Source organism: Streptomyces sp. NPDC097981 (genome assembly GCF_040302565.1).
In the GTDB taxonomy this organism is placed as follows: Bacteria; Actinomycetota; Actinomycetes; order Streptomycetales; family Streptomycetaceae; genus Streptomyces.
Window position 1 is genome coordinate 129418 of record NZ_JBEORW010000009.1, and the last position, 27000, is coordinate 156417.

Sequence of the window (27000 nt, forward strand, 5' to 3'; positions counted from 1 at the left end):
CCCGCAGAAATGAACCTGCGGGGGCATCGGCGTGGTGCGGGAGAGATATAGAGAGAGGAGGGAGAGAAGGGGCTACTTGGTGATCCGGGGCGTGCCGGCCGCCTGCGGCGGGATCGGAGCAGTGGCCAGGGACTGCGGCGATGCCGGGTTCGCGAGCGCCGACGGCGGTGCCACGGCGGCCGACGGGTCGGCCGGGGCCTCGTCCTCGTCGGCGTCGGCGGCAGGCAGACCGCCGATGATCCCGATGCCCGCCTCGTCGAAGGCCTCCTTGATCCGCCAGCGCAGCTCGCGCTCCACGGCGAACTGCTGGCCCGGCATCGTCTTCGCCGAGACCTTCACCGTCATCGAGGCCAGCAGCACCTCGTCCAGGCCCAGCACCTCCACCGGGCCCCACAGCCGCTCGTCCCACGGGGACTCCTTGGCCATGCCGGCGGCGACGTGCTTGACCACCTCGCGGACCCGGGTGAGGCTCTCCGACGACTTGACCTGGACCGCCACGCCCGCGGTCGCCCAGCCCTGGCTGAGGTTGCCGATCCGCTTGATCTCGCCGTTGCGCACGTACCAGATCTCGCCGTTGTCCCCGCGCAGCTTGGTGACGCGCAGGCCGACCTCGACGACCTCGCCCGAGGCCACCCCGGCGTCGATCTTGTCACCGACGCCGTACTGGTCCTCAAGGATCATGAACACGCCGGACAGGAAGTCCGTCACCAGGTTCCGCGCACCGAAACCGATCGCCACACCGGCCACACCGGCACTCGCGAGCAGCGGGCCGAGGTTGATGCCCAGGGCGCCGAGCACCATCAGCCCGGCCGTGCCGAGGATCAGGAACGAGGCCACCGAGCGCAGCACCGAGCCGATCGCCTCCGATCGCTGGCGCCGGCGCTCCGCGTTGACGAGCAGTCCGCCGATCGCCAGGCCCTCGACGGCCTCGGCGCCCCGGTTCATCCGCGTTATGAGTTTGGTCAGCGACTTGCGGACCAGCGAGCGCAGAGCGGCCGCGATCACCAGGATCAGCAGGATCTTCAGGCCCAGGTACAGCCATCCGGCCCAGTTCTCCTCGATGAAACTGGCGGCGTTCGTGACGCTCTCGTGGGCCTCTTTGACCGAAGCGGCCGGGTCCGGGGTGTCGGCTGCCAGGGGCAGCGGGGCAGCAGGCCAGGGCACGACGGGAACCTCCAGGTGTAGCGATCTGTCCGCGGAACGGTGTGCGGCGCAGACCGTCCACACTAACGGGGCATTCCGGTTAGCCCGTTGCCGTGTTCGAGGGAGAGATCCGGTTCACCTGGGGATGAACCGGGTGTGGTTGAAAACACCTCCGACCCGTTACGGGCGCGTGGTGGCGCTTCGACCAGCCGTAAGGAGAGACTGGAGAGCAGATCGTCCCGGCGCGAGCCACGCGCCGCCGGCGTACAAGGAGGCAGTCCGTGCCGCACGTCCTGGTCCTCAACGCGTCGTACGAGCCACTCGGCGTCGTACCGCTCCGCCGCGCGCTCGTCCTCGTCCTGGAGAACAAAGCCGTCTCCCTGGAGGAATCGGGCGCCTTTCTGCACAGCGCGACAAGAGCCGTCCCCGCGCCCAGCGTGGTCCGGCTCAAGCGTTTCGTGCGGGTCCCCTACCGGGGGCCCGTTCCACTCACCCGCCGCGCGCTGTTCGCCCGCGACGGCGGCCGCTGCATGTACTGCGGCGGGGTCGCCACGAGCGTCGACCACGTGATCCCGCGCAGCCGGGGCGGGCAGCACGTGTGGGACAACGTGGTGGCCGCATGCCGGCGGTGCAACCACGTCAAGGCGGACCGCCATCTGCTGGAGCTGGGCTGGCGGCTGCGGCACCAGCCGGCCCCGCCGTCCGGTCTGGCCTGGCGGATCATCGGGACCGGGCACCGGGACCCGCGCTGGATGCCGTACCTCCAGCCGTACGGCGCGGAGGACGCCCTGGACCGCATCGGCGCGGCGGCCTCCTGACCGCGCCCCTGGCCCCTGCGCCCCGCACCCCCGCCCGGGGCGCGGGGCGCAGGGGCTACGGGGCGACCGCGTAGGCCTCTGCCGAGAAGAGGCTGCAGCCGAAGCGGGTGGCGCGCTTGTCGCAGATGACGCGGACGAAGCGGGCCGGGGCCGACGCGTCCAGCCGGACGGTTTCCAGGCCGCCCCGCGACGCCGGGACCGCCCCCGCCGGGTACCACGTCGTGCCGTCCTGGGAGGTCTCCACCCGGTACGCCGACGGATACGCCTCCTGCCAGTGCAGCACCAGCTTGCCGATCCGGGCCGCGGCCGGGAGCTCCGCCTGCCACCATGCGCCGTCCACCGGCCGGGACGACCAGCGCGTGGTCGGGGAGCCGTCCACCGCCGCCGAGGCCGGGAACGCCGGGGTCTCGTCCCCCGAGGACGAGGCCCGCGCCGAGCGGAACAGATCCGGCCCGCCCGTACGCAGTACCGCCCGGACGGTCAGTGTCCGGGTCTGCCCCGCGAACGTGACCGGCACCGCGTAGCTGCCCGCCGGGGTGCCCGACGGCACCGTCACCGACACCGGGACCGAGACCTGCGTACCCCGCGGAGCCGTGGCCTGCGCCGGGAGCCCGACCTGCACACCCGGCGGCGCCGCCGCCGTCAGCGGGCCCCGAACCCCACCGGGGCGCAGCCCCGACAGCTGGGCCTGCACCACCTGCGCGGCCCCGCCGATCTCCACGTCCAGGGTCTGCGCCAGCTCGAACCCGGCCTCCGGCCCGTCCGCCAGCCACGGCACCACCTGGTGCACCGCCGGAGCCTGCCCCGCCCACGAGAGCCGCACCGCGTCCGCGGCCAGGCCGCCGACGTCCGCCTGAGTCCAGCCCGACGCCGCGGCCTCCGCGACCTTGCGCCAGCCCTCGCCCGGCACGTGCGCCTCCACCGCCGCGCCCCGGACCCCCGGCGGCAGCGGGTCCGTCATCACGGTCACCACCGACACCGGCCGCACGGTGTCCAGCCTGACCGTGTACGAGTCCGCCTCCCGGGACACCGTGCCCGTCTGCCGGGCCGCTCCCGTCCAGGCGTCCGCTTCCGCCACCGCCTTCGCGAGGAACGGGTCCAGTACGGCCTTGTCCACCCGGGCGCCGCCCGGCTCCGCCAGCGCCTTGCGGGCCGCAGCCAGCTCCTGCGAGGCCTTCCACGCCGCCGTCCCGTCCCCGCGGGACTGGGCCCGCAGGAGATCCACCGCGAGCTCGCCCGCCGTTCCGTACGCCGACAGCCGCGCCAGCCAGGGCCCGGCCTCGGCCGACAGCGCGGGCAGCCGCGCGGGCGCTTCCCGCAGGGCCGTGAACGCGGCCCGCAGCCGGTCGCCGGCCGCCTGGTCGCCCGAGCCGCGGCTGCGCCAGAACTCGTCCACCAGCGGGCGCAGGTACGCCGACTCCTGCTGGCCCAGGCCCGAGGACGCCGTGTTCCCGGCCAGCCCGGCCAGGGACCGGCGGGCCGCGGGGTCCGGCCCAGCCAGGTCGGAGACCGCCGCCGCCCAGGACTCGCCCGGCCGGTAGCCGTTCGGGTTCCACGCGAAGTCGGCCGCCGTGAACAGCGGGATCCGCGACAGGGTGGCCTGCGGCATCGCATTGGCCAGCAGCGCCGCCGAACCGCTCGCCACCGCCGGCTCCCGGCCCGTGTACGGGCCGAGGAAGACCCGGCCCGGGTCCCAGTCGTTGACCGGGTAGTTGTCCATGGTGACGAGGGGGTGCTCCCCGAAGGCGCCGCGCGCCCCGAGGAGCTCCTTGCCGGTGATCGTGCGCGGGACCACGCCCACGCCCGTCCAGGCGACCTCCACCCGCCCGTCGAGCCGGCTCGCCAGCGCGGTCCGGTACGCGGTCGCGCCCTTCTGGTGGTACTCCGTCGGCATCAGCGACAGCGGCGCCGCGCCCGGATGCCGGGCGGCGAGGTGCGCCGCCAGCTCGCCGGCGACCTCCGCGTGCGCCTTCGCGGCCGCCGCCGGGCCCGTCCCGTACCGCACCCGGTCCGCCCGGCAGCCCCACTCGGTGTAGCTGACGTCCTGGAACTGCACCTGGAACGCCCGGAAGCCCAGGTCCCACATCGCGTCCAGCTTGCGCGCCAGCGCCGCCCGGTCGGCCGCCGAGGCCAGGCACATCGACTGCCCGGGGGCCACTGCCCAGGCCAGCACCACCCGGTTGGCGCGGGCCCGCTCGGCCAGGGCCCGGAACTCCGCCTGCTGCTGCGCCGGGTAGTCCTCGCGCCAGCCGGTCGTACGGTACGGGTCGTCGCCGGGCGCGATCAGCAGCCGGTTCTGCTTGGTCCGGCCCATGAAGTCCAGCTGTGCGAGCCGCTGCTCCTGGGTCCACGGCTGCCCGTAGAACCCCTCGGTGGTCCCGCGCACGGGCGCGGTCGGCCAGTCCCGCACCACCACCCCGGGCACCTTGCCGGCGCCCGGGCCGCCCGCGGCCAGCAGCTGGCGCAGCGTCTGCGCCGCATGGAACAGCCCGTCCTCGCCCACGCCGGCCAGCGCGACCGTGTCCCGGCCCGCGGCCTTGCCGACGGCCAGCCGGTAGCCCCCGTTCGGCAGGTCGGCGCCCGCCGCCCCGGCCCCGGCCGCGCCCAGCGCGTGCAGGGCCTCCTGCGCGTCGGCGCCCTGGAGCCGTACGACGGTGCCCCGTTCGGGCAGCGGCGCCCCGGGAGCCGGTTCGTGCAGGGTCCGTACGCCCGCCTCGCGCAGGGCGGTGCGGACCAGCCCGACCGCGTACGGATCGGCGTCCGGCGCCGCCACCAGCACGGCCTCGGCGCCCAGCGGGACCTCGCGCGCCTTGTCGGCGGTCATCGACTGCGGCCGCGGCCACACGGCCGGCCCCTCGGCAGCCGTTCGAGGCGTGTCGGAGCCCGGGTCGAGCACGGGCCCGGTGCCCGGCGCGGCGGCCTGCCCCGCGGCGGGATCGGAACCCGGTCCGGCAGCAGGCCCGGCAGAGGGGTCCGGTCCCGGGACGGCCGGGGCGCCCGGCGCCGCGAGGGCGGCCGGCGGCCCGGCGAACACCCCGCCGCCCAGCAGCGTCCCGATGACCGCCACGGCCGCGGCCGTCGTCCGCTTCCTGCCCCTGAGCTGCACGGAGCCTCCCCGTCCCGAGTTGTCTCCCGCTTGTACGAATGCCCCCGAGCCCACCACCCGTGCGCCCGGAGTGTCAATGCGAGTGGGTGTTCTGACCTGGATACGCCAGGAATGCGACGCCGCCCACGGGGTATGGCTGCGTTGTTCCCGGCGGTGCTCCACGGCCCCTGACCCACCCTCACACCTCGTACGGACAAAGGAGCAGCCGCCGTGAACGCCGCACCCGGCACCCGACCCGCCTCCGCCGTCCCGCGGCGCACCCCGCTGCTCGCCCACCTGCCCGCGCAGGCGGGGCCCGCCGAAGGACCCCTCACCAGCGAGCTCCCGCTCGCCGGTTCCGTGCACGCGCCGCTGGCCGGCGGGCCCCCGCTCACCGACGAGGGCGCGCTGACGAGCGAACCGACCACACCCGCCGCGGCCGCCGCCGCGGGCGGCCAGACACAGGGACACAGGTACTCACATGGACGACCTCGCCCGGCTCGCGGCCCTGCACGGCGTCGCCACCACCTACCAGCCCGCCGAGGACGTCACCGTCCGGGTCCCGGAGGCAACCGTCGTCGCGGTGCTGCGGGAGCTGGGCGTGGACTGCGACACCCCGCAGGCCGTACGGGGGAACCTGGCCGAAGCGGAACGCGAAGCGGCGCACCGGCTGTTGCCGCCCGTGCTGGTGTGGTGGGCCGGGTCGGAGCCGCCCGCCGCGCTGGCCGCGCTGCCGCCCGGGACGCGGACCCGGCTGGAGGGGGACGACGTCGGGGACGGGGACGAGGCCGGGGTCTGGGAGCCGGGCGGGGTGCCGCCGCTCGGGGTGCACCGGATCCACGCGGAGACCCCCGACGGCCGCACCGGCGCCGCGACCCTGATCGTGGCCCCGGAGCGGGCCCCGGCTGCGCCAGAGCGGGCCCACGGGCTGCTCGTCCAGCTGTACTCCCTGCTCTCCGAGCACTCCTGGGGCATGGGTGACCTCGGCGACCTGGCCGCGCTCGCCCGCTGGGCCGGCCGCACCCACGGCGCCGGGTTCATCCAGGTCAACCCGCTGCACGCGGCCGTCCCCGGGACCCCGACCGACCCCTCCCCGTACCGGCCCTCCTCGCGCCGCTTCCCCGACCCGGTGCACCTGCGGATCGAGGACGTCCCCGAGTACGCCGACTGCCACGAGCGGGAAGCCCTCGCCGAACTCGCCGCCCGGGGCGGGGAGCTGCGCCGCGAGGTCCTGGAGAAGGGGGCGCTGATCGACCGGGACGCCGTCTGGGCCCTCAAGCGCACTGCCCTGGAACTGCTCTACGCGGTCCCGCGCGCACCTGAACGGGAGGCTGCCTACCGGGAGTTCTGTGCCGGGCAGGGCGAGGCGCTGGACCGGCACGCCGCGTGGTGCGCCGGGCACGCCGGCGACGATCCGAGAGGCGGGGCCGAATTCCACCGGTGGCTGGTCTGGCTGACGGACACCCAGCTCGCGGCGGCCCAGCAGGCCGCCCGGGAGGCGGGGATGGCGGTCGGCATCGTGCACGACCTGGCCGTCGGGGTGCACCCCAAGGGCTCGGACACCTTCGGCCCGCCCCTCTACGCGAAGGGCGTCTGCGTCGGCGCCCCGCCCGACGCCTTCAACGCGCGCGGCCAGGACTGGGGACTGCCGCCGTGGCGGCCCGACCGGCTCGCGGCCACCGGGTACGCGCCGTTCCGGTCCCTGCTGCGCGGGGTGTTCCGCTACGCCGGCGCGCTGCGCATCGACCACGTCATGGGCCTGTTCCGGCTCTGGTGGATCCCGGAGGGCGCCCCGCCCGCCGAGGGCGCGTACGTCTCGTACGACGGCGAGGCGATGCTCGCGATCCTGGTGCTGGAGGCCCACCGGGCCGGGGCCCCGGTCATCGGCGAGGACCTCGGGACGGTGGAGCCGCGGGTCCGCCGGGCACTGGCCCGGCGCGGCGTGCTCGGCACGTCCGTGCTGTGGTTCGAACGGGACTGGTCGGGCGACGGACAGCCGCTCGCCCCCGAGGACTGGCGGGCCGACTGCCTGGCCACCGCCACCACCCACGACCTCCCGCCCACGGCCGCCAAGCTGGCCGGCGGGCATGTGGAACTGCGCGACCGGCTCGGCCTGCTGACCCAAGCGGTGGAGCAGGAGCGGGCTCAGGACGCCGCGGACACCGCCCAGTGGCTGGACGTACTGGAGGGGCTCGGCCTGGACACCAAGGGCGAGGAGGCCGCCGTACGGGCCCTGTACGGCTTCCTGCTGCGCACCCCGGCCCGGCTGGTCGGCGTCTGGCTCCCGGACGCGGTGGGGGACCGGAGGCCGCAGAACCTGCCCGGTACCTGGGACCAGTACCCGAATTGGCGGCTGCCGGTCGCGGACCCGGCGGGACGGCCGCTGACCCTGGAGGCGCTGGCCGCCTCGCCCCGGGCGAACGCCCTGCTGAGCGCGGTGCGGGAGGGGGTGCGTGCCCGTATGGCACCCCCGGGCGCGCGACGCGTTTAGGTGTTCGCTACGTTTGCACCGTGGACAAGAAGAACGCTCTGCGCGCCGGCGCCGTCACGGCCGGATCGACGCTGATGATGCTGCTGATGACGTCTCCCGCGCTCGCGCTGAGCCGCGACGACGGCGACGACCCGGGTCCGGGCCTGAGCATTGCCCAGACCCTCGGCCTGTACGTTTTCACGCCGATCGCACTGTTCCTGATCATCACGGGTCTCGTGATCGTTCTGGACAAGTCGCGCAAGCAGCCGACCCAGGGCTGACCCGCAGGGGTCAGTCCCCACAAGACTTCCGGGCGCCGGGGGTCCGCAGGCCGATGTCCTTTCGGCTTCGGTGCGGACCCCCGGCGCCCGTTGTGCGTTCCGGGCGCCCGGCGGACGCCGGTTGGGCGCCGGCGGACGTCCGCCGGACTTCCGCTAGACCCCGGCCAGCAGCTTGCGGAGCAGGCCGTCCAGGGCGGCGACCTCCTCGTCGCTCAGCCCGGTGAGCGCGGCGCGCTGCACCTCCAGGCCGGCGGCGACGGCCTCGTCGATGAGGGCGAGCCCGCGGTCGGTGATCGTCACCTGCAGTCCGCGCCGGTCGTGCGGGTCGGGCTTGCGGGAGAGCAGGCCGGCCTTCTCCAGCTTGTCCAGACGCCCCGTCATGCCGCCCGTCGTGAGCATGAGCGTGGCCGACAGCTGGCGCGGCGAGAGGGTGTACGGGGCCCCTGAGCGGCGCAGCGTGGCGACGACGTCGAACTCCCCGCGTGAGATCCCGTACCGGGCGTAGGCCCGGTCCATCGCGTCGCCCATGGCCCGGGCGATCCGGTAGATGCGGCCGAAGACGGCCATGGGGGCGGTTTCCAGGTCCGGTCGCACCACGTGCCACTGGTTGACGATCGCGTCGACGGCGTCCTTGTTGGCCTCGGTCATGAGCGCAGTATCCGGCCTTCCACAGATCGTTCGCAAGAAAGTTGCTTGATGGAAAGTAGCTTAGGAGTAAGCTACTTTCCATCAAGCGACTTAGGGGGAGGAACGATGGCCACGGTCAGGGAAACAAGGGTGGCGGGGGAGCGGTCACTGCTCGTCGGCGCCGGTGTCAGCGCGATCGGGATCGGCATGTACATCCCGTTCTCGCTCGTCTTCTTCCACCACGTCACCGGCCTCTCCTTTCCCCTTGTCGGCATGGTGATGACCGCCACCGGCCTGGCCGGGCTGGCGTTCATGCCGCTCGCCGGTTCGGCCGTCGACCGGTTGGGTGCCAAGCGGGTCATCCTGGCCCTCTACGCGATACGGGCACTCGGCTTCGCGCTCTACCCGTTCGCCGGCTCGCTGCCGGCCTTCGCCGCCGTCGCGCTCGTCACCGCCCTCGCCGACCGGTCCTTCCCCGTAGTCCAGCAGTCCCTGATCGGGGAGGTGGCGCGCGGCGCCGCCCGGGACCGGCTCCAGGCCTCGCTCCGGGCCCTGCAGAACGCCGGGATGGGCGCCGGCGCCCTGATCGTCTCCGGGGTGCTGGCGATGTGGGGGACCGCCGGCTTCACGTACACCGCCTGGGGCAATGCGCTGGCCTTCGCGCTCGCCGGACTGCTCGCAGGCCGGGTCCGCCCGGTGCGCGACGCGCAGCCGGCCCCCGCCGGGCGGCAGCCCGCCGGATACCGGACGGTCCTGCGCGACCGGCCCTTCCTGGCACTGACCGCCGCCAACTTCCTCACCGCATTGGGCTACGCCGCCCTGTCCGTGCTCTTCCCGCTGTACATCGCCACCTGGCTGCACGGACCCGACTCCCTCACCGGAGCCGCGTTCACCGTCAACACCGTCCTGTGCGCCGGGATCGGCGTGCTCGTCGCGGGCCGGGTCCGGCGCTCCGGAGCCCGCCGCACCCGCTCGGCCGCCCTCGGTGCACTGCTCTTCGCCGCCGCCTTCGTCGGACAGATCGCGCTCGGCACCCTGCGCCCCGGGCAGACCGCGACCCTGGTCGCCCTGCTGGCCATCGTCGTCGTCTACACGCTCGGCGAGCTGGTGCACAGCCCGTCCGGCGGGGCCCTGTCGGTGTCCGCCGCCCCCGAAGCCGCGCGCGGCCGCTACCTGGCCGCTTATCAGCTGTCCTACTCGCTGGCCACCGCGCTCGCCCCCTCCTTCTTCACCGTCCTGCTCTCCGTCGACGGCCGGCTGCCCTGGGCCGTCCTCGCCGCCGCCGCGGCCGGCGCCGCCCTGGCGCTGGTCCGGCTGGAGCGGCGGCTGCCCGCCGAGGCCGTGTACGCGCAGCCGCCGACCGCGGTGGCCGCCCGGGGGGAGCGGGCACCGGGCCGGAGCCCGGCCCCGGCCGTCTGACCCCGGCCCCGGCCGCCCGGGCCGCCCTTCCTCTCACCCTGTCCGTCGGAGTTCCTCACCTGCCCGAGGAGTCACCTGCCATGAAGCGTTTCACCACCGTCGCCCTGACCGCCCTCGCCCCGATTTCCTGGGGCTCGACCTACGCCGTCGCCACCGAACTGCTCCCGCCCGACCGGCCCCTGTTCACCGGGGTGATGCGGGCCCTGCCCGCCGGACTGCTGCTCACGGCCCTGGCCCGCAGACTGCCGAGCGGCGCGTGGTGGTGGAAGTCCGCGGTCCTCGGCACGCTCAACATCGGCGCCTTCTTCCCGCTGCTGTTCCTCTCCGCGTACCGGCTGCCCGGCGGCGTGGCGGCCGTACTCGGCTCGGCCGGCCCGCTGTTCGTCGTCGGACTCGCCGCCCTGGTCCTGGGGGAGCGGGCACGGCTGCGGACCGTCCTGGCCGCCGTCGTGGGGGCGTTCGGCGTGAGCATGGTCGTCCTGACCTCGGCGGCCCGGCTGGACCTCGTCGGCATCGTCGCCGGTGTCGTCTCCTCCGCCTCCATGGCCGCGGGCACGGTCATGACCAAGCGCTGGGGGCGCCCGGAGGGGGTCGGCCCGCTGGCCGTGACCGGCTGGCAGCTCACCGCGGGCGGGCTGGTCATCATCCCCGTCGCGGTCCTCGTCGAGGGGGCGCCTCCCGCACTCGACGGCAAGGCCTTCCTGGGCTACGGCTACATGATGCTGATCAACACCGGTATCGCGTACTGGCTCTGGTTCCGCGGCATCGGCCGGCTCACCGCCACCTCGGTCACCCTGCTCGGCCCGCTGTCCCCGCTCACCGCGGCCGTCATCGGCTGGGCGGCCCTCGGACAGGCGCTGTCGCCCGTACAGCTGGTGGGCATGGCGATCGCCTTCGGGGCCACCGTCGCGGGCCAGCTGTTCGCCGCTCGGACCCCTGCAGAACCGTTCAGTTCTACTGAAGAGACCGATCGAAACATTTCGATGGACCTGACGGATGGTCCGGTGCGACGGTAGATCTCGCGCCGGAAGGCGGACAGGCGGACAAGCCGCCCGTCACACCAGCACCCGAGGGGGAGACACACCGTGGCCGTCATGGACCGGGTCCGTACCGTTGCGCAGCACAAGCCCGCCATAGGGGTGAAGAGGGGGCCCGCGGGGCTCGGCGTCCTCCTCGCCCTGGTCGCCACGGTCGTCTGGTCCGGCAGCTTCGTCGCGACCCGGGGGATGGCCGACGCCGTCCCGCCCGTCCAGGCCGTGTTCTGGCGCTGGATCATCGCCACCCTCGCCGTCGCCCCGTTCGCGGCCCGGCAGGCCTGGCAGCAGCGGGAGCTGATCCGCAAGAACCTCGGCTTCATCGCCCTCGCCTCGCTGTTCGGCGTCGCCCTGTACAACACGCTCGTGCACCAGGCCGGACTGACCACCTCCGCCTCCAACATGGGCATGATCATGGCTGCCTCGCCGGTCGTCATGGCGCTGTACGCCCGCCTCGGCGGCGAACGGCTCGGAGCCCGGCGCACCTGCGGGCTGCTCCTCGCCGCTTTCGGGGTGCTGCTGCTCGTCGGGGACGGCTCGCTCGCCTTCGACTTCGGCGCCGGCGACCTGTGGATGTTCGCCGCCGCCCTGTCGTTCGCCACGTACAGCGCGCTGCTGAGGCGCAGGCCCGCCGAGCTCGGCGGACCGTCCTTCCTGATCACCACGTTCGTGCTCGGCGCGCTGATGCTGGCCCCCGCGTACGCCGTGTCCGTCACCGTCCAGGGCGGCTTCGAGGTCACCGCCGGCACCGGGGGCATGCTGCTCTACGTCGGCGTGATGTCCTCCGCGGTCGCCTTCTTCGCCTGGAACAAGGCCGTCTCGCTCATCGGCGCGGCCCGGGCGGGAGTCGTCTACTACCTCCAGCCGGTGTGCGTCGCCGGCCTCGGCCTCCTGCTGCTGGGCGAGCGGACGGGCCCGGCGCAGCTGCTCTGCATGGCGCTGATCCTGGGCGGCGTGAGCCTGGGGAGCGCCGCGTCGGTCGGGCCGCGCTCGCGGCGTCACTCCCCAAGGGCCCGGCGGTAGGTTCGCTCCCATGACCGAGTGGGACATCAAGAAGCTGCGGATCCTGCGGACCCTGGCCGACCGGGGGACCGTGACCGCGACGGCCGAGGCGCTGCACATGACGCCCTCGGCCGTTTCGCAGCAGCTGACCAATCTCGCACGGCAGTTGGGGGTGCCGCTGCTGGAGGCGCACGGGCGCCGGGTCCGGCTCACGGACGCCGCGCACCTCGTACTGCGGCACGCCGAGGCGGTGTTCGCGCAGCTGGAGCGGGCGGACGCCGAGCTGGCCGGGTACCTGGCCGGGGATGCGGGGGAGGTCCGGATCGGGGCCTTCTCCACGGCCGTGCCGGTGCTGGTGGTCCCGGCGGTGGCGGCGCTGCGGCGGAGCCACCCGGGGGTGGAGGTGCGGGTACGGGAGACCGAGGCGGCCGAGTCGTACGAGCTGCTGTCGGCCGGGGCGGTCGACCTGGCCCTCTCGCTCGCGGCCCACGCCCCGACCGCCCGGGACCCGCGGTTCACCCGGATGACGCTGCTGGAGGACCCGCTCGACGTGGCGCTGCCGCCGGGGCATCCGCTGGCGGAGGTGGAGGAGCTGCGGCTGGCGGACCTGTCCGGCGATCCGTGGATCTACGGGGGCAGCGGGCCGTGGCAGGAGATCGCGCGCACGGCGTGCGAGGCGGCCGGGTTCGTGCCGGAGCAGGCGCACGCGGCGGCCGGGTGGACGGCGATCCTGGCGATGGTCGAGGCCGGGATGGGCGTGGCGCTGGTTCCGCGCATGGTGTCGAGCCGGGCCTCGGGGGTGACGGTGCGGGTGCTGACCCACGACCGCCCCACCCGGCACGTCATCGCGGCCACGCGCAGCGGCTCGGAATCCGCGCCGGCGGTGGCCCATGCCCTGACGGCCCTCCGCGAGGTCGCCGCCGCCCGCTGACCGCCGCCCACCGGAGCAGGCCCGGCCCCGCGCCGCCCGGGTCCGTGCAGGGGTGCGGCGCCGTTGCCGGCGCCTCGAACGCCTGCGGGGCCGGTCGGCCCGATCCCCGGCGGGCCCGGCGTCGGCCGGGCTCCGCCAGGGGAGGGGCGTCAGGCGGAGGCGGCCGCCGCGTCCGCGGCCTGGGCCTTCAGGGCGCGTTCCACGCCCGACCGGGACTCCGAGACCAGGCGCCGCAGGGCCGCGTTCGGCTCCGCCGAGGCCAGCCAGGCGTCCGTCGCGGCCAGGGTCTGCGGGGAGACCTGGAGCGCCGGGTAGAGGCCCACCGCGATCTGCTGGGCGATCTCGTGGCTCCGGTTCTCCCAGATCCCCTTGACCACCGCGAAGTACTTCTCGGTGTACGGGGCCAGCAGCTCGCGCTGGTCGGTCTGGACGAAGCCGCCGATCACCGCCTCCTGTACCGCGTTGGGCAGGTCCGCGGACTCCACCACCGAGGCCCACGCCTCGGCCTTGGCCCCGGCCGTCGGACGCGCCGCCCGCGCCGTGGCCGCGTGGCGCTCGCCCGCCGCCGTACGGTCGCGTTCCAGCTCCGCCGCGATGGCCGGCTCGTCCAGGACACCGGTGGCGACGAGGCGCTCCAGGAACGCCCACCGCAGTTCGGTGTCGACGACGAGGCCCTCGATCTCCGCCGCACCGTCCAGCAGCGCGGACAGGTAGGTCAGCTGCCCCTCGGTGCGGGCCGTGGCCGCGAACGCGCGGGCCCACGCCAGCTGGTGGTCGCTGCCCGGCTCGGCGTCGCGCAGGTGCGACAGCGTGGCTTCGGTCCAGGTCGCCAGGCCCTGCTCCCGCCACGCCGGGTCGGCGTACAGGTCGACGGCCAGCTTCACCTGCCGGTGCAGCGACTGGACGACGCCGATGTCCGACTCCCGGCCGATGCCCGACAGGACGAGGGCGAGGTAGTCGCGCGTGGCCAGCTCGCCGTCGCGGGTCATGTCCCACGCCGAGGCCCAGCACAGCGCCCGCGGCAGCGACTCGGTGAAGTCGCCGAGGTGCGCGGTGACGTTGGCGAGGGAGACCTCGTCCAGGCGGACCTTGGCGTACGACAGGTCGTCGTCGTTCAGCAGCACGACCGCCGGGCGGGCCCGGCCCACCAGCTCCGGCACCTCCGTCAGCTCGCCGTCGACGTCCAGCTCGATCCGGTCCGTGCGGACGAGCTTGCCGCCGTCCAGGTCGTACAGGCCGATCGCGATCCGGTGCGGGCGCAGCGTCGGCTCGCCCTGCGCGCCCGCGGGCAGCGCCGGGGCCTCCTGGCGGACCGCGAACGCGGTGATGTTCCCGTCCGCGTCCGTCTCGATCGCGGGGCGCAGGATGTTGATGCCGGCCGTCTCCAGCCATGCCTTCGACCAGGCGGCCAGGTCGCGGCCCGAGGTCTCCTCCAGGGCGCCGAGCAGGTCCGACAGGCGCGTGTTCCCGAACGCGTGCGCCTTGAAGTACGCCTGCACGCCCTTGAAGAAGGCGTCCATGCCGACGTAGGCGACGAGCTGCTTGAGCACCGAGGCGCCCTTGGCGTACGTGATGCCGTCGAAGTTGACCAGGACGTCGTCCAGGTCACGGATCTCCGCCATGATCGGGTGCGTGGACGGCAGCTGGTCCTGCCGGTACGCCCAGGTCTTCATGGAGTTGGCGAAGGTGGTCCACGCGTGCGGCCACTTCGAGCCCTCCGCGTAGGCCTGGCACGCGATCGAGGTGTACGTGGCGAACGACTCGTTCAGCCACAGGTCGTTCCACCACTCCATGGTGACGAGGTCGCCGAACCACATGTGAGCGAGCTCGTGCAGGATGGTCTCGGCGCGCACCTCGTAGGCCGCGTCCGTCACCTTCGAGCGGAAGACGTACTGGTCGCGGATGGTGACCGCGCCCGCGTTCTCCATCGCACCCGCGTTGAACTCGGGGACGAAGAGCTGGTCGTACTTGGCGAACGGGTAGTCGTACGCGAACTTCTCCTGGAACCAGTCGAAGCCCTGCCGCGTCACGTCGAAGATCGCGTCCGCGTCCAGGAACTCGGCGAGCGACGGCCGGCAGTAGATGCCGAGCGGCACCGACTGGCCGTTCGGGCCCTCGTACGAGCTGTGCACCGCGTGGTACGGGCCGACGATCAGCGCCGTGATGTACGTGGAGATGCGCGGCGTCGGCTCGAAGCGCCAGACGTTGTCCTTGACGTCCGCCGCCTCCGGCGTCGGAGAGTTCGAGACGACCGTCCAGCCCTCGGGGGCCGTCACGGTGAACTGGAACGTCGCCTTCAGGTCGGGCTGCTCGAAGCTGGCGAACACCCGCCGCGCGTCCGGCACCTCGAACTGGGTGTACAGGTAGGCCTGCTGGTCCACCGGGTCCACGAAGCGGTGCAGGCCCTCGCCCGTGTTGGTGTACGCGCAGTCCGCGACGACCTTCAGCTCGTTGGCCCCGGCCGCCAGGTTCCCCAGCGCAATGCGTGAGTCCCGGAAGACCTCGGCCGTGTCCAGGGACGTGCCGTTGAGGACGACCTCGTGCACCGCCGGGGCGACCAGGTCGATGAAGGTCTCGGCGCCGGCCTCGGCCGACCGGAACCGCACGGTGGTCACGGACGGGTACGTGCCGCCCTCCTGCGCACCGCTGAGATCGAGTTCGACCTCGTACGAGTCGACGGTGAGCAGCTTCGCCCGCTGCTGAGCCTCTTCACGGGTGAGATTCGTGCCAGGCACGCGGTCATCTCCTTTGATGGTGACGTTGCCCCGCCATCCTTCCACGTGGGGCCGACCAGGCGCGTGGAGTAATCCACAGGCGAAACACGACGTCCGTTTTCCGCCAGCTTCGCCAGGTCCGGGCGCGCACCCTGGACGGCATGACCACGCATCCGGCGCCCCGACCGGCGCTCCGCGCCGTACGCCCCGTCGCCCCCGCCACCCTCGCCGCCCTGCGCGTCCGTGACGACGCCGGCCGGCCCTGCCTGCCCTACGAGGACCCCGAGGGCGGCGCCCCGCTGCGGTGCTGCCTGCGCCGCAGCCGTCCCGGGGAGCGGATCGCACTCGTCTCCTACGCACCGCTGCGCCGCTGGGCGGCCGAGACCGGCGCCGACCCGGGCGCGTACGACGAGCAGGGCCCGGTGTTCATCCACGCCGCGGGCTGCGGCGGCCCGGCCGGGGTCCCCGGCCACCCCTTCGCCCACCCCGGGGCCCTGCGTACGGTCCGCCGCTACGACGACCGGGGGCGCATCCTCGGCGGCCGCGCCCTCTCCCTCGGCGAGGAGCCGGACGCGGCGCTGGAGGAGGCCTTGGCGGAGGCTTTCGCCGACCCGGAAGCCGCCCTGGTGCACGTGCGCGCCACCGAGTTCGGCTGCTTCCTCTTCGAGGCCCGCAGACCGCGCTGAGCAGCGCAGACGCGGAAGGGACGGCACCGGCCGGTGCCGCCCCTTCCGCGTGGTCGAAGGCTCAGCCGCGCAGTTCCCCGGCGACGAGCTCGGCGATCTGGACCGCGTTCAGGGCCGCGCCCTTGCGCAGGTTGTCGTTCGAGAGGAACAGCGCGAGGCCGTTCTCCACGGTCTCGTCGACGCGGATGCGCCCCACGTACGAGGCGTCCTTGCCCGCTGCCTGGAGGGGGGTCGGGATCTCCGAGAGCTCGACGCCCGGGGCGTCCTTGAGCAGCTCGTACGCGCGCTCCACGCTGATCGGGTTCGCGAAGCGGGCGTTGACCTGGAGGGAGTGGCCGGAGAAGACCGGCACGCGCACGCAGGTGCCCGACACCTTGAGCTCCGGGATCTCCAGGATCTTGCGGGACTCGTTGCGGAGCTTCTGCTCCTCGTCCGTCTCGAAGGAGCCGTCGTCGACCAGGTTGCCCGCGAGCGGGACCACGTTGTACGCGATCGGGCGCTTGTAGACGGCCGGCTCCGGGAAGTCCACGGCGCCGCCGTCGAAGGTCAGCTGGTCGGCGGCCTCGGAGACCGCACAGGCCTGGCCCTTGAGCTCGGCCACACCGGCCAGGCCCGAGCCGGAGACGGCCTGGTAGGTGGTGGCGATCAGCGCGGTGAGGCCGGCCTCGTCGTGCAGCGGGCGCAGCACCGGCATGGCGGCCATGGTGGTGCAGTTCGGGTTCGCGATGATGCCCTTGGGGCGGTTCTTGATCGCGTGCGGGTTGACCTCGGAGACGACGAGGGGGACCTCCGGGTCGCCGCGCCAGGCGGAAGAGTTGTCGATCACGACGGCGCCCTGCGAGGCGACCTTCTCGGCGAGGGCCCGGGAGGTGGCGCCGCCCGCGGAGAAGAGCACGATGTCCAGGCCGGAGTAGTCGGCCGTGGAGGCGTCCTCGATGGTGATCTCCTTGCCCTCCCACGCGAGGGTCGAGCCCGCGGAACGGGCCGAGGCGAACAGCCGCAGCTCGTCCACCGGGAACTTGCGCTCGGCGAGGATGCCGCGCATGACTCCGCCGACCTGTCCGGTGGCTCCGACGATTCCGACCCTCACGGTGACTCCTTTTGGTACGTACGACGCGGGCGCGTGAAGCCATCATGCGTTCGACCCCACGAGGCTTGTCCAATCCATTGTCCGAGGAACGGACGGTGTCCTGAATGTGAACCTCGGTGACGCGTTCGTGGCGGCCGTGCCGCACCCCCGCTGAGCGCCCCTTTTGCCAGGTCGCGGCCGGTTGCGGTCCGGTCTGTCGCGTCCGGTATCAGGACGGATGTTCCGCACATCGAACTCGGGGAGAACCGCCGGGCGCGCCGGCCCGGGGGAGGGGGAAAGCCCGGAGGGGCGGCGCTCGTGCGAGCACCGCCCCTCCGGAGTGGAACTACGGGGTGACCTTCTCGATCTGCACGCTGCCGGTGCCCGCGGCGGTGCCGCGGCCGTTGAGCAGCTTGACCTCGCCGAAGAACTGGCGGCCCTCGGGGGCCGGAGCGGCGGCGAGGACGTTCGCCGAGACGGACGCCGAGGCGCCGTTGGTGAGGTTCACCGCGGCGGCCCCGTCGACCTGGACGGAGCCCAGGGCGGACGAGAAGTACACGTCGCGGTAGTTGTACGTGGTGGAGCCGGACGGAACCGCGTACCCGGCCACCTCGATGGTGTAGGTACCGGCGGCCGGGTTGAGCAGGGTCACGGCCTCCTCGGAGTCGCCGTCGGCGGAGGAGCCGACCTTGACGCCGTCCTTGAGGATGGTGAGGTCGAGGTCGGCGCCGGTGTCGGAGACACCGCCGATGGCCACGTCCAGGCGGGAGACGCCCTCACCGATGGTGACGGTGCTCGTCTGGGTCTCACCGTTGGCGATGGTCGGCTTGGCGACCTTCGCGGAGCCGAGCGGGCCGCCCTGGAGCTTGCCGCCGGTGATGGCCGCACCGTCGTTCTTGACGGTCCACTGGACCGGGGCCGGGGTGCCCTGCTTGACCTCGGGAAGGACCTTGACCGCCGGGTCGAAGCCCGCGCCCAGGACGCTGACGTCGAGCTTGAACGGGTTGTCGAGCAGCGGCGACGTACGGCGCGACTCGACCTCGATCTCCCAGACGCCCGGCGTCGGGTTCTCGTACGAGCGCAGGTCGGGGCGGCACTTGTTGGCCGGGTTGTCGTAGTTCGGGTAGCACTGGGTCGTCGCGCTGTCCTCGACGCCTGTGCCGTACGGGTGGATCGAGATGAAGCGCGTCTGGCTGCCCGCCGCGAGACCGCCGAGGGCGACCTCAAGGGACTTCGCACCCTGCGGGACGGTGACGAAGTACGACTTGTGGCTGTTGCGCTGGACGGAGGAGGTGTCCGACATCGTGAACGACGGCTTCGCCAGCGGGGTGGAGGCGACGACCGTGGTCAGGATCTGCTTGTCGATGCCCTCGGTGGTCTCGTCGTCCAGCTGCAGGATGCCGCTGTGCACGCCGGCCGTCTTGGGCTTGGCCTCGACCTTGATGGTGACAGGCTTGTTCAGCGGCAGCGTGACGTAGTCGTAGCCGCCGACAACCTTGAACGTGCCGTCGTTGTTGCGCCAGCTCAGGTTGTGCCGGGTGCCGTACTTGACGCCCGTGGTGCGGGTGACGACGACGTCGTAGACCTTCTTCTGGCCGACCTTGAGGCCGCCCTCACGGTCGTAGACGCCGGTGCCGAAGCCCGGGGTCTTCAGGAACTGGTCGAGCGCGGTGTCGACAGGCGCCTTGACGGTGAACTCGTTGGCCTTGGCGCCGCGCTGGAGGGACTCCCACGCGTCGACGATGTTGATCAGGCCCGCGCCCTGGGCGTGCGCCGGGACGTCGTCGATCTTCTTCGCGGTGCTGGTGAGCGCCACGCGCAGGCTCGCCGGGGTGACCGCGACGTGCTGCTGCTTGGCGGCCGAGAGCAGCAGGGCGCTGGCGCCCGTCGCCTGCGGCGAGGACATCGAGGTGCCCTGCAGCATCGAGTAGCCGGCCGGCAGGCTGTAGCCGGCCTCCTTCACCGGGGAGCCGGGCAGCCAGGTCTGGGTGGTGTTGATGGCCGCGCCGGGGGCGGTGATGGTCGGCGTGAAGCCGCCGTCCTCACGCGGACCGCGCGAGGAGAACGGGAACATGTTGTACTTCGTGGTCACGCCGGAGCCGTAGTTGGCGGCCCAGGTCTCCTTGGAGACCGCGGCGCCCACGGAGATGACCTTGTCCGCGAGACCGGGGTCGCCGATGGTGTTGACACCGGGGCCCTCGTTGCCCGCCGAGATGACGAGCTGGACACCGTAGGTGTCGATGAGGTTCTTGTAGAGCTCGGCGCGGGCGTTGTTGCCGTCGTTCAGCGCCGGCAGGCCGCCGATGGACATGTTGACGATGTCCACGCCGCGGTTGACGACGAGGTCGATCATGCCCTCGGTCAGTGCGACGTTGGTGCAGCCGCCGGACCAGGAGCAGGCGCGCGAGGAGACGATCTTCGCGCCGGGCGCCTCGCCGTTCATCTTGCCGCCGAAGAGGCTGTTGGCGGCGGTGATGCCGGCGACGTGCGTGCCGTGCTCGGACTCGATGATGCCGATGTTGACGAAGTCGGCCTTCTTGCCGACCCAGTCCCCGCCCAGCGGGTCCATCGGGACGTCCTTGCGGATCTGGATCACGAACGGGATGCGCTCGGCGACGTCGGTCGCCGGGTTGTCCGTGCCGAAGTAGCCGATCTGGTAGCCGTCCTTGTACGGCTTCATCGGCTCGTTGTTCGTGAAGTCGCCGTCCTGGTCGGTGTCGACGCGGACGGTGCCGGCGGCGGGGTCGTAGAGCATGCCGAACTTGTCGGTCGTGTCGCCGTCGCGGTTGACGTCGCCCTTCATGTCACCGGTGGCGGTGATCGACTCGGAGAACCGGCTCCACTGGTACGAGCCCTCCGGCGCCTTCCAGCTCTGGCCGCCCGCGGCGAAGGTGCCGCCCGTGGCCGTGACCGGGGTGATCTGCGCGCGCCAGGTGGCGTCGTTGTCGGTGATCGGGTCCGTCGCGGTGACCCAGTCGACGATCTTGCGCTCGCCGGTGGTGGTCTTCTGCAGCGCCGGGTGGCCGAGGTCGACGCCCGAGTCCAGGATGCCGATGGTCACGCCGCGGCCGTCGGCCTGCGGGTTCTTGGCGACGAAGTCCACCGCACCGGTCTCGAAGGACGGGTTGTACGGGTTCTTCGCGGGGGTGTTCTTGTCCGGCCCCGGGTAGCTCTCGGAGGCGGTCTTCTTCACCGAGCCCGACTCCTGGCCCCCGTCGGGCCGCGGGTCCGACAGCTGGATCTCGTGCTTGAGGTCCATGGCGTGCACCGAGGACAGCTTGGCGGCCGCCTTCAGCGCAGCCTCGGCCTTGCCGGTGGGCAGCGTGGCCCGCACGTAGCCGAGCTTGTCGTTGGTCTGGCCGACCGAGGCGCCCTGGACCGCGGTGAGCTGGTCCGCGACCTGCTTGGTCTGGCCGGGGGCGGTGGCCACCATGACGGTGACGGTCGCATCACCCTTGGCCTTGGCGTCCTGAAGCAGCTCGGCGTCGTTCGAACCGAGCTTCTGCTCGGCGGACTTGACGGCCGGGCCGGTGCCCGGGGTGCCCGCTGCGGTGCCGGTCGCCGCGAACACGGGCATGGCGCCCGCCGTCGCCAGCGCGGCAACCAGGCCGGCCGCGGCCGCGACGCGCGCGGCGCGTCTGGCCCCGGATATGGAGCTGGGGGATTCGAGGGTCATCAGCATCCCTGGATAAGTGAAAGATACGGTCCGGATTTCGGTGCCGGATGACCGGTCAGCTTTGCGCAAGTGACAGCTGTTTGGGGAGCGTTGTCATTGACCGAGACCTGACATGGCGGACTCTCGCCAGGTCGGAGCATGCGCCATCGACCCCGTACCGGGGCGTACTCGTACGAATCGCAGGGGTTGAAGAATCGTTTTGTCGACTTCCCGACCTCAACAGGGTGGTGCGGCGGCGGCCTGTCTCAGATCGGGTGTGACAACTTCCGGCTTCTCAGCGCACGCGCGTGCGCGCGTAGTGGCGTGAGGCCTTCGCCCGGTTTCCGCACACGGACATCGAGCACCAGCGCCTGGTGCCGTTGCGCGAGGTGTCGTGGAAGTGCAGCACGCACGTCTCCGAGGCGCACTTGCGGATTCGGTCGGGCGCCGCACCCAGCAGCTCCAGGTAGTCGCGGGCGGCCGTCCAGGCCGGCCCCCAGGCCGGGTCGTCGAACTCGGCCCGCTCGCCGGGGCCCTCGGCGGTCAGGGTGGCGCGGATCCGCCCGTGCTCCAGCACGGCGTCGACCAAGGCGCGGGCGCTCTCGTCGGCCGGGTCCGCGACCGCCCGGGCCAGCGCCTCGCGGGCGGTCAGCAGGTGGACGAGGGTCGCGGCGTCGGCGCGGAAGCGGCTCGCCAGCCCGGTGCTGTGCAGCCAGATCGCGAGCCCCTCGATCCGGGTCAGCCCGAAGGCCCCGGCGAAGAGGTCGGTGACCTCGCCGTCCTGCATCCACCGCGTGTTCAGCAGGTCCAGGGCGACCGGTTCGCCCGTCAAGGGGCGGGGGTCCGCCGTCTCCGTCGCCATCCCACCGCTCCTCACGCACGCCAGCTAACCCCTCAAGGGTACGTGACCGGTTGACGCCGATCCCTCTAACCTTTAACTTGAATATAGAAGGTTAGAACATGGAACCGAACCGATGAAAGGGGGCAGCCGTGACGGCTGTCATCAGCAAGCTGCGCACCGGGCACGTGGGCCTGAACGTCACCGACCTCACCCGCTCGCTCGCCTTCTACCGGGACGCACTCGGCTTCGAGCTGCTGAGCGAGGGCAAGGAGGAGGGCCGCCGCTTCGCCCTCCTCGGCCAGGACGGCGAACTCGTCCTCACGCTCTGGCAGCAGGCCGACGGCGCGTACGCCCCGGCCGCGGCCGGGCTGCACCACCTGGCGCTCTCCGCCGGCGCCATCGACGAGGTCCGGGCGTACGAGCAGCGGCTGCGCGGGCTGGGCGTGGAGTTCGCCTACGAGGGCGTGGTCGCCCACCGTGAAGGCGCCGCCTCCGGCGGCATCTTCTTCCACGACCCCGACGGCATCCGTCTGGAGATCTCCGTGCCGGCCGGTGCCGAGGATGCGCCCGCTCCCGTCGCGGGGGCCCCGACCTGCGGATTCTTCTAATCGCTCAGATGGGAGGCAGGGTCATGGACCGGTATCACCGGGGCTCGCTGGCCGTGCAGGAACGGGTCGGCGTACGCGAGCTTGCCGACCATGTCGGCCGCTCGATCGGCACGGGCATCAAGGACGTCGCCGCGGCTTTCCTCGGGCTGCAGCCGCACCTGGTCGTCGGCGCCGCCGACGGGACGGGACGGCTGTGGGCCTCGCTGCTCACCGGTGCGCCCGGATTCGTGCGGGCCACCGGTCCGCACCGGATGTCGGTCGCCGGCGGGGTGCCGGCCGGTGATCCCCTCGCCGAGGCGCTGGCCACGGCGGGCACCCGGGTCGGGACCATTTCCCTCGACCCCCGCACCCGGCGCCGGATGCGGCTGGGCGGGGCCGTGGAGGTGACCGCGGGCGGGTTCGCGGTCGAGGCCGACCGGGTCTTCGCGAACTGCCCCAAGTACCTGCAGAAGCGGCAGCCGCTGGAGCTGGTCGCCGAAGGGGCCGGTGTCGTGCGGCGCGGGGACGCGCTCACCCCCGACCAGGAGCGGGCCGTCCGCGCCGCCGACACCTTCTTCGTCGCGACCACCGGCGGGGACCGGACGGACGCCAGCCACCGGGGCGGGCTGCCGGGCTTCGTGGAGGTGCTCTCGCCCGCCGAGCTGTCCTGGCCGGACTACCCCGGCAACGCCATGTTCCTGACCCTGGGGAACCTGGCCGTCGATCCGCGGGCCGGGCTGCTGTTCCCGGACTGGGAGAGCGGGGCGGTGCTCCAGCTCAGCGGGAGGGCCCGGACCGGGTTCGGACCGGACGGCAGCCGGAGCGTCTGCTTCCGTATCGACTCGGTGGTGGAGAGCCTGCACCCCGGCCGGCTGCGCTGGAGCACCCCGGAGTACTCGCCGGCCAACCCGGCGCTGCCGCTTCACCGGGGGAGCGCGACCAGGTAGGCGGCGGGTTCGCGGTCGGCGGCCGCCGTCAGGGCGGTCCGCACGACCGCGGCCTGCTGCTCGGGCCAGTCGCGGAGCTTGCGCGGGGTGACGTGGATGACGGTCACCCCGAGCCGCTCCAGGGTCTCCCGCTTGCGCACGCTCTCCGAGAACTCCTCGTCCTCGCCCTGCCGGGGCGCGCGGGTGTCGATCTCCACGGCGACGGCCTCCTCGGGCCAGTACGCGTCGACCCCGCCGAGGTGCGGGCCACCGGGCAGGCGCAGGTCCACGTTCCAGACCGGCTCGGGCAGCTCGTAACCGCGTACGAGCTGGTACAGCCGGTCCTCGGCGATGGCCCGGCCCTCCGCGAGCAGGGACTCGACGGCGTCCACGACGTGGGGGCGGTTCAGCAGCCGGGCCACCGTCAGCTCCCGTACGACGGCCGCGGGTTCGCAGTGCCCGCCGCGGACGGCCTCGCTGAGCAGCCGGCGTACGGCGGCGGCGTCGGAGAGCTGGGAGACCGCGTCGGCCAGGGCCCGGGCCACGGGGGCGACGGGCAGCCCGGTCACCTCCTGCGGGCGGGGCGGGGTGTGCGTCCGCACGATCCGCACGGCGCCGACGGAGCGGAGCCGGCGGGTGTGGGGCACCAGCACGTCGATCTGCGACAGGGCGGGCAGCGCGGGCGCGGAGCCGAACCGGTACAGCGCGAGGGCCGCGAGCCCGGTGATCATGGCCTGGCCGCCGCGGCGGCTCGCGTACAGCAGGGCGGCGTGCAGGCGCTCCTCGCTGGTCGCGGCGCCGGGGTGGAGGAGGAACACCCCCGGCAGGATCTCCTGCCAGGGCCGCTCGGCGGCGTCGGAGGCGCTGACGCCGTGCTCGCGGAGCTGGGCGAGGCTCATGACGAGGGGGCGGCTGCCGCTGAGGTGGGCGAGGGGGAGGGGCACATTGTGGTTCATGCGGCGGAGATTCCCGCTCGCCCGGGTCTTGCTAACCTCTGTTACATTCTCGTCGACAAATCGGGACAACCCTGCACTAAAGTACGGCCGTTCGAAAGCCGATACCACCGTTCGCCTCGACCGGCCGGGCCGGCGGACCAGCCCGGCCGGTCGAGGCGAACCAGGCCGGCTAGACCGCCGGCGAAGCCGCGTCGGCGGCCTGCGCACGCAGCGCGCGGGCCAGGTCGTCGCGGGCCTCCAGCACCAGGCGGCGCAGCGCCGGAGCGGCACCGGCGTGCGACGAGAGCCACGCGTCCGTGGCGGCGAGCGTCGATTCCGAGTCCTCCAGGGACGGGTACAGCCCCTTCACCACGTGCATGCCGATCTGGATCGAGCGCTCCGCCCAGATCCGCTCGATCACCTCGAAGTAGCGCCCCGCGTACGGCGCCAGCAGCGCCCGCTGGGAAGGCTGCTGCATGCCGGCGATCGTCGCCTCCACCAGCGCGTTCGATAGCGCGTCCGACTCGACCACCACCGCCCACGCCTGGTCCTTGACCGCCTCCGACGGCCGCGCCGCCAGGCACCGCACCTGGTGCCGCTTGCCGGACGCCGTGTCGTCCCGCGCCAGCTCCGCCGTCAGCACGGCCTCGTCCACGGCGCCGTGCGCGGCCAGCGGCAGGAGGAAGTCCCATCGCAGCTCCTGGTCCACGTCCAGCCCGTCGATCCGCGCCGAACCGTCCAGCAGCCCCAGCAGCAGCTGGAAGTCGCCCTCCGTCGCCGCGCTCGCCGCGAAGAAGCGGGCCCAGGTCAGCTGGTGCTCCGACCCCGGCTCCGCCAGCCGCAGCTCGCGCAGCGCGGCCGCGGACAGCATCCGGCCGCCCTGCTCGCGCCAGTCGGCCGCCGCGTAGCGCGTAACGGCGGTCAGCGCCTGCGAGTGCACCATCTGGAGCACGCCGACGTCCGTCTCGCGGCCGGCGTGGGCCACCACCAGGGACAGGAAGTCGCGCGCCGGCATCAGCGCGTCCCGCGTCAGGTTCCACAGCGCCGACCAGCACAGCGCCCGCGCCAGCGGATCGGCCACGTCGCCGAGCCGCTCCCGCAGCGTCTCCAGCGAGCCCTCGTCGAAGCGCATCTTGCAGTAGGTGAGGTCCTCGTCGTTGACCAGCACCAGGTCGGGCCGCTCCTGCCCGGCCAGCCCCGCCACGACCGTCGAGGCGCCCTCCACGTCCGCCTCGGCCTGCGCGTAGCGCACCAGCGAGCCGTCCTCCAGCCGGTACAAGCCGACCGCGACCCGGTGCGGGCGACCCGCCGACGGTGTCGGCAGACCGGGCAGGGCGTCGCCCTCCTGGACCACCGCCAGCTCGGTCACCCGGCCGGCCGCGTCGTACGTCACCACCGGCGTCAGCACATTCACGCCGGCCGTCTGCAGCCAGGCCCGCGACCACTCGGCCATGTCCCGCCCGGAGACCTCCCCGAGCACCGCCAGCAGATCGTCCAGCGTGGTGTTCCCGTACGCGTTGGCCTTGAAGTAGCGCCGCGCGCCCTCAAGGAACGCCTCCCGCCCCACGTACGCGACGAGCTGCTTGAGCACCGCCGCGCCCTTGGCGTACGTGATGCCGTCGAAGTTGAGCTTCGCGTCCTCCAGGTCACGGATGTCGGCCGTGATCGGGTGCGTGGAGGGCAGCTGGTCGGCCCGGTACGCCCATGCCTTGCGGTTGTTGGCGAAGGTCACCCACGCCTGGTCGAAGCGGGTCGCCTCCACCTGAGAGAAGGAGCCCATGAAGTCCGCGAAGGACTCCTTCAGCCACAGGTCGTCCCACCACTTCATGGTGACGAGGTCGCCGAACCACATGTGGGCCATCTCGTGCAGGATCGTGTTGCAGCGGCGCTCGTACGCGGCCCGCGTCACCTTGCCGCGGAAGATGTACTCCTCGCGGAACGTCACCATTCCCGGGTTCTCCATCGCGCCCAGGTTGTACTCGGGCACGAAGGCCTGGTCGTACTTCCCGAAGGGGTACGGGTAGTCGAAGTGCTCGTGGAAGAAGTCGAAGCCCTGCTTGGTGACCAGGAAGACGTCGTCCGGGTCGAAGTGCTTCGCCAGCCCCTTGCGGCAGATCGCGCCCAGCGGGATCGTCAGGTCCCCGCGCGTGTAGGTGTCCGTCACGTAGTGGTACGGGCCCGCCACCACGCACGTGATGTACGTGGAGATCGGCGCGGTCTCGGCGAACCGCCGGGTCTGGCCCTCGCGGGACTCCTCCGCGCCGTTGCTCCAGACGTGCCAGCCCTCCGGCGCGGTCACCTCGAAGCGGTAGGGCGCCTTCAGGTCGGGCTGCTCGAAGTTCGCGTACACCCGCCGGGCGTCCGCCGGCTCGTACTGCGTGTAGAGGTAGACCTCGCCGTCCTCCGGGTCGACGAAGCGGTGCATGCCCTCGCCCGTCCGGCTGTACGCGCAGTTCGCGTCCACCACGAGAACGTTCTCGGAGGCCAGCCCGGGCAGGGCGATCCGCGCCCCGTCAAAGACGGCGGCCGGATCCAGCTCCCGCCCGTTGAGGGTGACGGAGTTCACCGACGGGGCCACCAGGTCCGCGAAGGTGGCCGAGCCGGCGGTCGCGGCCCGGAAACGGATCGTGGTCACCGAGCGGAAGGTCCGGTGACCCTCGGCCGGTTCGGCCTCGTCCACGGCGGACCTCAGGTCGAGGACCACCTCGTACCCGTCGACGGACAGCAGCTCCGCCCGCTCGCGGGCCTCGTCACGGGACAGATTCTCTCCGGGCACG

General features: G+C 73.0%; 19 protein-coding genes. 10 read left to right on the forward strand and 9 right to left on the reverse strand.

Features of this window, described 5'->3' with window-relative positions; genetic code table 11:
- Positions 1-72: 72 nt before the first annotated feature.
- The gene (locus tag ABTY04_RS11590) at positions 73-1164 is read right to left on the reverse strand and encodes a mechanosensitive ion channel family protein (RefSeq protein ID WP_352213159.1); all 1092 of its coding nucleotides are present in this window, start codon (positions 1162-1164) and stop codon (positions 73-75) included.
- A 260-nt stretch (positions 1165-1424) separates the two neighbouring features.
- Between ABTY04_RS11590 and ABTY04_RS11595 the strand changes: the two genes are divergently transcribed.
- Positions 1425-1961, forward strand: coding sequence for an HNH endonuclease (locus ABTY04_RS11595; protein WP_133898022.1), 537 nt, complete (start codon positions 1425-1427; stop codon positions 1959-1961).
- A 55-nt stretch (positions 1962-2016) separates the two neighbouring features.
- Here ABTY04_RS11595 and ABTY04_RS11600 read toward each other — a convergent pair whose 3' ends face one another.
- Entirely contained in the window at positions 2017-5067 is a 3051-nt protein-coding gene (locus ABTY04_RS11600) for a beta-N-acetylglucosaminidase domain-containing protein (RefSeq protein WP_352213160.1), read from the reverse strand.
- A gap of 460 nt (positions 5068-5527) precedes the next feature.
- On the opposite strand from ABTY04_RS11600, the gene ABTY04_RS11605 reads away from it, so the two are divergent.
- A complete protein-coding gene (locus ABTY04_RS11605; RefSeq protein ID WP_352213161.1) occupies positions 5528-7537 on the forward strand; it encodes a 4-alpha-glucanotransferase in 2010 nt (669 codons plus the stop codon).
- 20 nt (positions 7538-7557) lie between these two features.
- The gene (locus ABTY04_RS11610) at positions 7558-7797 is read left to right on the forward strand and encodes a hypothetical protein (protein ID WP_352213162.1); all 240 of its coding nucleotides are present in this window, start codon (positions 7558-7560) and stop codon (positions 7795-7797) included.
- A gap of 153 nt (positions 7798-7950) precedes the next feature.
- Here ABTY04_RS11610 and ABTY04_RS11615 read toward each other — a convergent pair whose 3' ends face one another.
- Complete coding sequence (locus ABTY04_RS11615; protein WP_352213163.1) at positions 7951-8445, reverse strand: MarR family winged helix-turn-helix transcriptional regulator; 495 nt, start codon at positions 8443-8445, stop codon at positions 7951-7953.
- 105 nt (positions 8446-8550) lie between these two features.
- On the opposite strand from ABTY04_RS11615, the gene ABTY04_RS11620 reads away from it, so the two are divergent.
- The 4 genes from ABTY04_RS11620 (at position 8551) to ABTY04_RS11635 (ending at position 12810) form a co-directional block, all read left to right on the forward strand.
- Complete coding sequence (locus ABTY04_RS11620; RefSeq protein ID WP_352213164.1) at positions 8551-9843, forward strand: MFS transporter; 1293 nt, start codon at positions 8551-8553, stop codon at positions 9841-9843.
- A gap of 80 nt (positions 9844-9923) precedes the next feature.
- Positions 9924-10859 (forward strand): EamA family transporter, encoded by a 936-nt coding sequence (locus ABTY04_RS11625; RefSeq protein WP_352213165.1) that lies wholly within the window; start codon positions 9924-9926, stop codon positions 10857-10859.
- Between the two features lie 78 nt (positions 10860-10937).
- On the forward strand, positions 10938-11900 hold the full coding sequence (locus ABTY04_RS11630; protein WP_352213239.1) for a DMT family transporter: 963 nt from the start codon (positions 10938-10940) through the stop codon (positions 11898-11900).
- 10 nt (positions 11901-11910) lie between these two features.
- A complete protein-coding gene (locus tag ABTY04_RS11635) occupies positions 11911-12810 on the forward strand; it encodes a LysR family transcriptional regulator (protein WP_352213166.1) in 900 nt (299 codons plus the stop codon).
- A gap of 149 nt (positions 12811-12959) precedes the next feature.
- Here the strand turns inward: ABTY04_RS11635 and pepN (ABTY04_RS11640) are convergent, their stop codons facing one another.
- Positions 12960-15545 (reverse strand): aminopeptidase N, encoded by a 2586-nt coding sequence (gene pepN / locus ABTY04_RS11640; protein ID WP_352213167.1) that lies wholly within the window; start codon positions 15543-15545, stop codon positions 12960-12962.
- A gap of 140 nt (positions 15546-15685) precedes the next feature.
- Between pepN (ABTY04_RS11640) and ABTY04_RS11645 the strand changes: the two genes are divergently transcribed.
- Positions 15686-16210, forward strand: a complete 525-nt coding sequence (locus ABTY04_RS11645) for a DUF1203 domain-containing protein (protein ID WP_352213168.1) — start codon at positions 15686-15688, stop codon at positions 16208-16210.
- A gap of 61 nt (positions 16211-16271) precedes the next feature.
- On the opposite strand, the gene ABTY04_RS11650 is transcribed toward ABTY04_RS11645, so the two are convergent.
- The 3 genes from ABTY04_RS11650 to ABTY04_RS11660 all read right to left on the reverse strand — a co-directional run bounded on the left by ABTY04_RS11650 (position 16272) and on the right by ABTY04_RS11660 (position 21796).
- Entirely contained in the window at positions 16272-17300 is a 1029-nt protein-coding gene (locus ABTY04_RS11650) for an aspartate-semialdehyde dehydrogenase (RefSeq protein ID WP_352213169.1), read from the reverse strand.
- 325 nt (positions 17301-17625) lie between these two features.
- The gene (locus ABTY04_RS11655; protein WP_352213170.1) at positions 17626-20955 is read right to left on the reverse strand and encodes a S8 family serine peptidase; all 3330 of its coding nucleotides are present in this window, start codon (positions 20953-20955) and stop codon (positions 17626-17628) included.
- 274 nt (positions 20956-21229) lie between these two features.
- Entirely contained in the window at positions 21230-21796 is a 567-nt protein-coding gene (locus ABTY04_RS11660; protein ID WP_352213171.1) for a CGNR zinc finger domain-containing protein, read from the reverse strand.
- A gap of 128 nt (positions 21797-21924) precedes the next feature.
- Here ABTY04_RS11660 and ABTY04_RS11665 point away from each other — a divergent pair, with 128 nt between their 5' ends.
- Both ABTY04_RS11665 and ABTY04_RS11670 read left to right on the forward strand, forming a co-directional pair.
- A complete protein-coding gene (locus ABTY04_RS11665) occupies positions 21925-22383 on the forward strand; it encodes a VOC family protein (protein ID WP_352213172.1) in 459 nt (152 codons plus the stop codon).
- A 23-nt stretch (positions 22384-22406) separates the two neighbouring features.
- Complete coding sequence (locus ABTY04_RS11670) at positions 22407-23309, forward strand: pyridoxamine 5'-phosphate oxidase family protein (RefSeq protein ID WP_352213173.1); 903 nt, start codon at positions 22407-22409, stop codon at positions 23307-23309.
- Here ABTY04_RS11670 and ABTY04_RS11675 read toward each other — a convergent pair.
- Both ABTY04_RS11675 and pepN (ABTY04_RS11680) read right to left on the reverse strand, forming a co-directional pair.
- Positions 23285-24244, reverse strand: coding sequence for a hypothetical protein (locus ABTY04_RS11675; protein ID WP_352213174.1), 960 nt, complete (start codon positions 24242-24244; stop codon positions 23285-23287). The two genes, ABTY04_RS11670 and ABTY04_RS11675, sit on opposite strands and share 25 nt — an antisense overlap.
- Before the next feature lie 169 nt (positions 24245-24413).
- Positions 24414-26999 (reverse strand): aminopeptidase N, encoded by a 2586-nt coding sequence (gene pepN, locus ABTY04_RS11680; protein WP_352213175.1) that lies wholly within the window; start codon positions 26997-26999, stop codon positions 24414-24416.
- Position 27000 lies beyond the last annotated feature (1 nt).

What these genes read in the sequence shown, in the direction of transcription:
- ABTY04_RS11655 (WP_352213170.1), bottom strand. Translation starts at nt 20,955, where the DNA reads ATGACCCTCGAATCCCCCAGCTCCATATCCGGGGCCAGACGCGCCGCG.
- ABTY04_RS11605 (WP_352213161.1), top strand. Translation starts at nt 5,528, where the DNA reads ATGGACGACCTCGCCCGGCTCGCGGCCCTGCACGGCGTCGCCACCACC.
- ABTY04_RS11670 (WP_352213173.1), top strand. Translation starts at nt 22,407, where the DNA reads ATGGACCGGTATCACCGGGGCTCGCTGGCCGTGCAGGAACGGGTCGGC.
- ABTY04_RS11620 (WP_352213164.1), top strand. Translation starts at nt 8,551, where the DNA reads ATGGCCACGGTCAGGGAAACAAGGGTGGCGGGGGAGCGGTCACTGCTC.
- ABTY04_RS11660 (WP_352213171.1), bottom strand. Translation starts at nt 21,796, where the DNA reads ATGGCGACGGAGACGGCGGACCCCCGCCCCTTGACGGGCGAACCGGTC.
- ABTY04_RS11635 (WP_352213166.1), top strand. Translation starts at nt 11,911, where the DNA reads ATGACCGAGTGGGACATCAAGAAGCTGCGGATCCTGCGGACCCTGGCC.
- ABTY04_RS11630 (WP_352213239.1), top strand. Translation starts at nt 10,938, where the DNA reads ATGGACCGGGTCCGTACCGTTGCGCAGCACAAGCCCGCCATAGGGGTG.
- ABTY04_RS11625 (WP_352213165.1), top strand. Translation starts at nt 9,924, where the DNA reads ATGAAGCGTTTCACCACCGTCGCCCTGACCGCCCTCGCCCCGATTTCC.
- ABTY04_RS11615 (WP_352213163.1), bottom strand. Translation starts at nt 8,445, where the DNA reads ATGACCGAGGCCAACAAGGACGCCGTCGACGCGATCGTCAACCAGTGG.
- ABTY04_RS11645 (WP_352213168.1), top strand. Translation starts at nt 15,686, where the DNA reads ATGACCACGCATCCGGCGCCCCGACCGGCGCTCCGCGCCGTACGCCCC.
- ABTY04_RS11675 (WP_352213174.1), bottom strand. Translation starts at nt 24,244, where the DNA reads ATGAACCACAATGTGCCCCTCCCCCTCGCCCACCTCAGCGGCAGCCGC.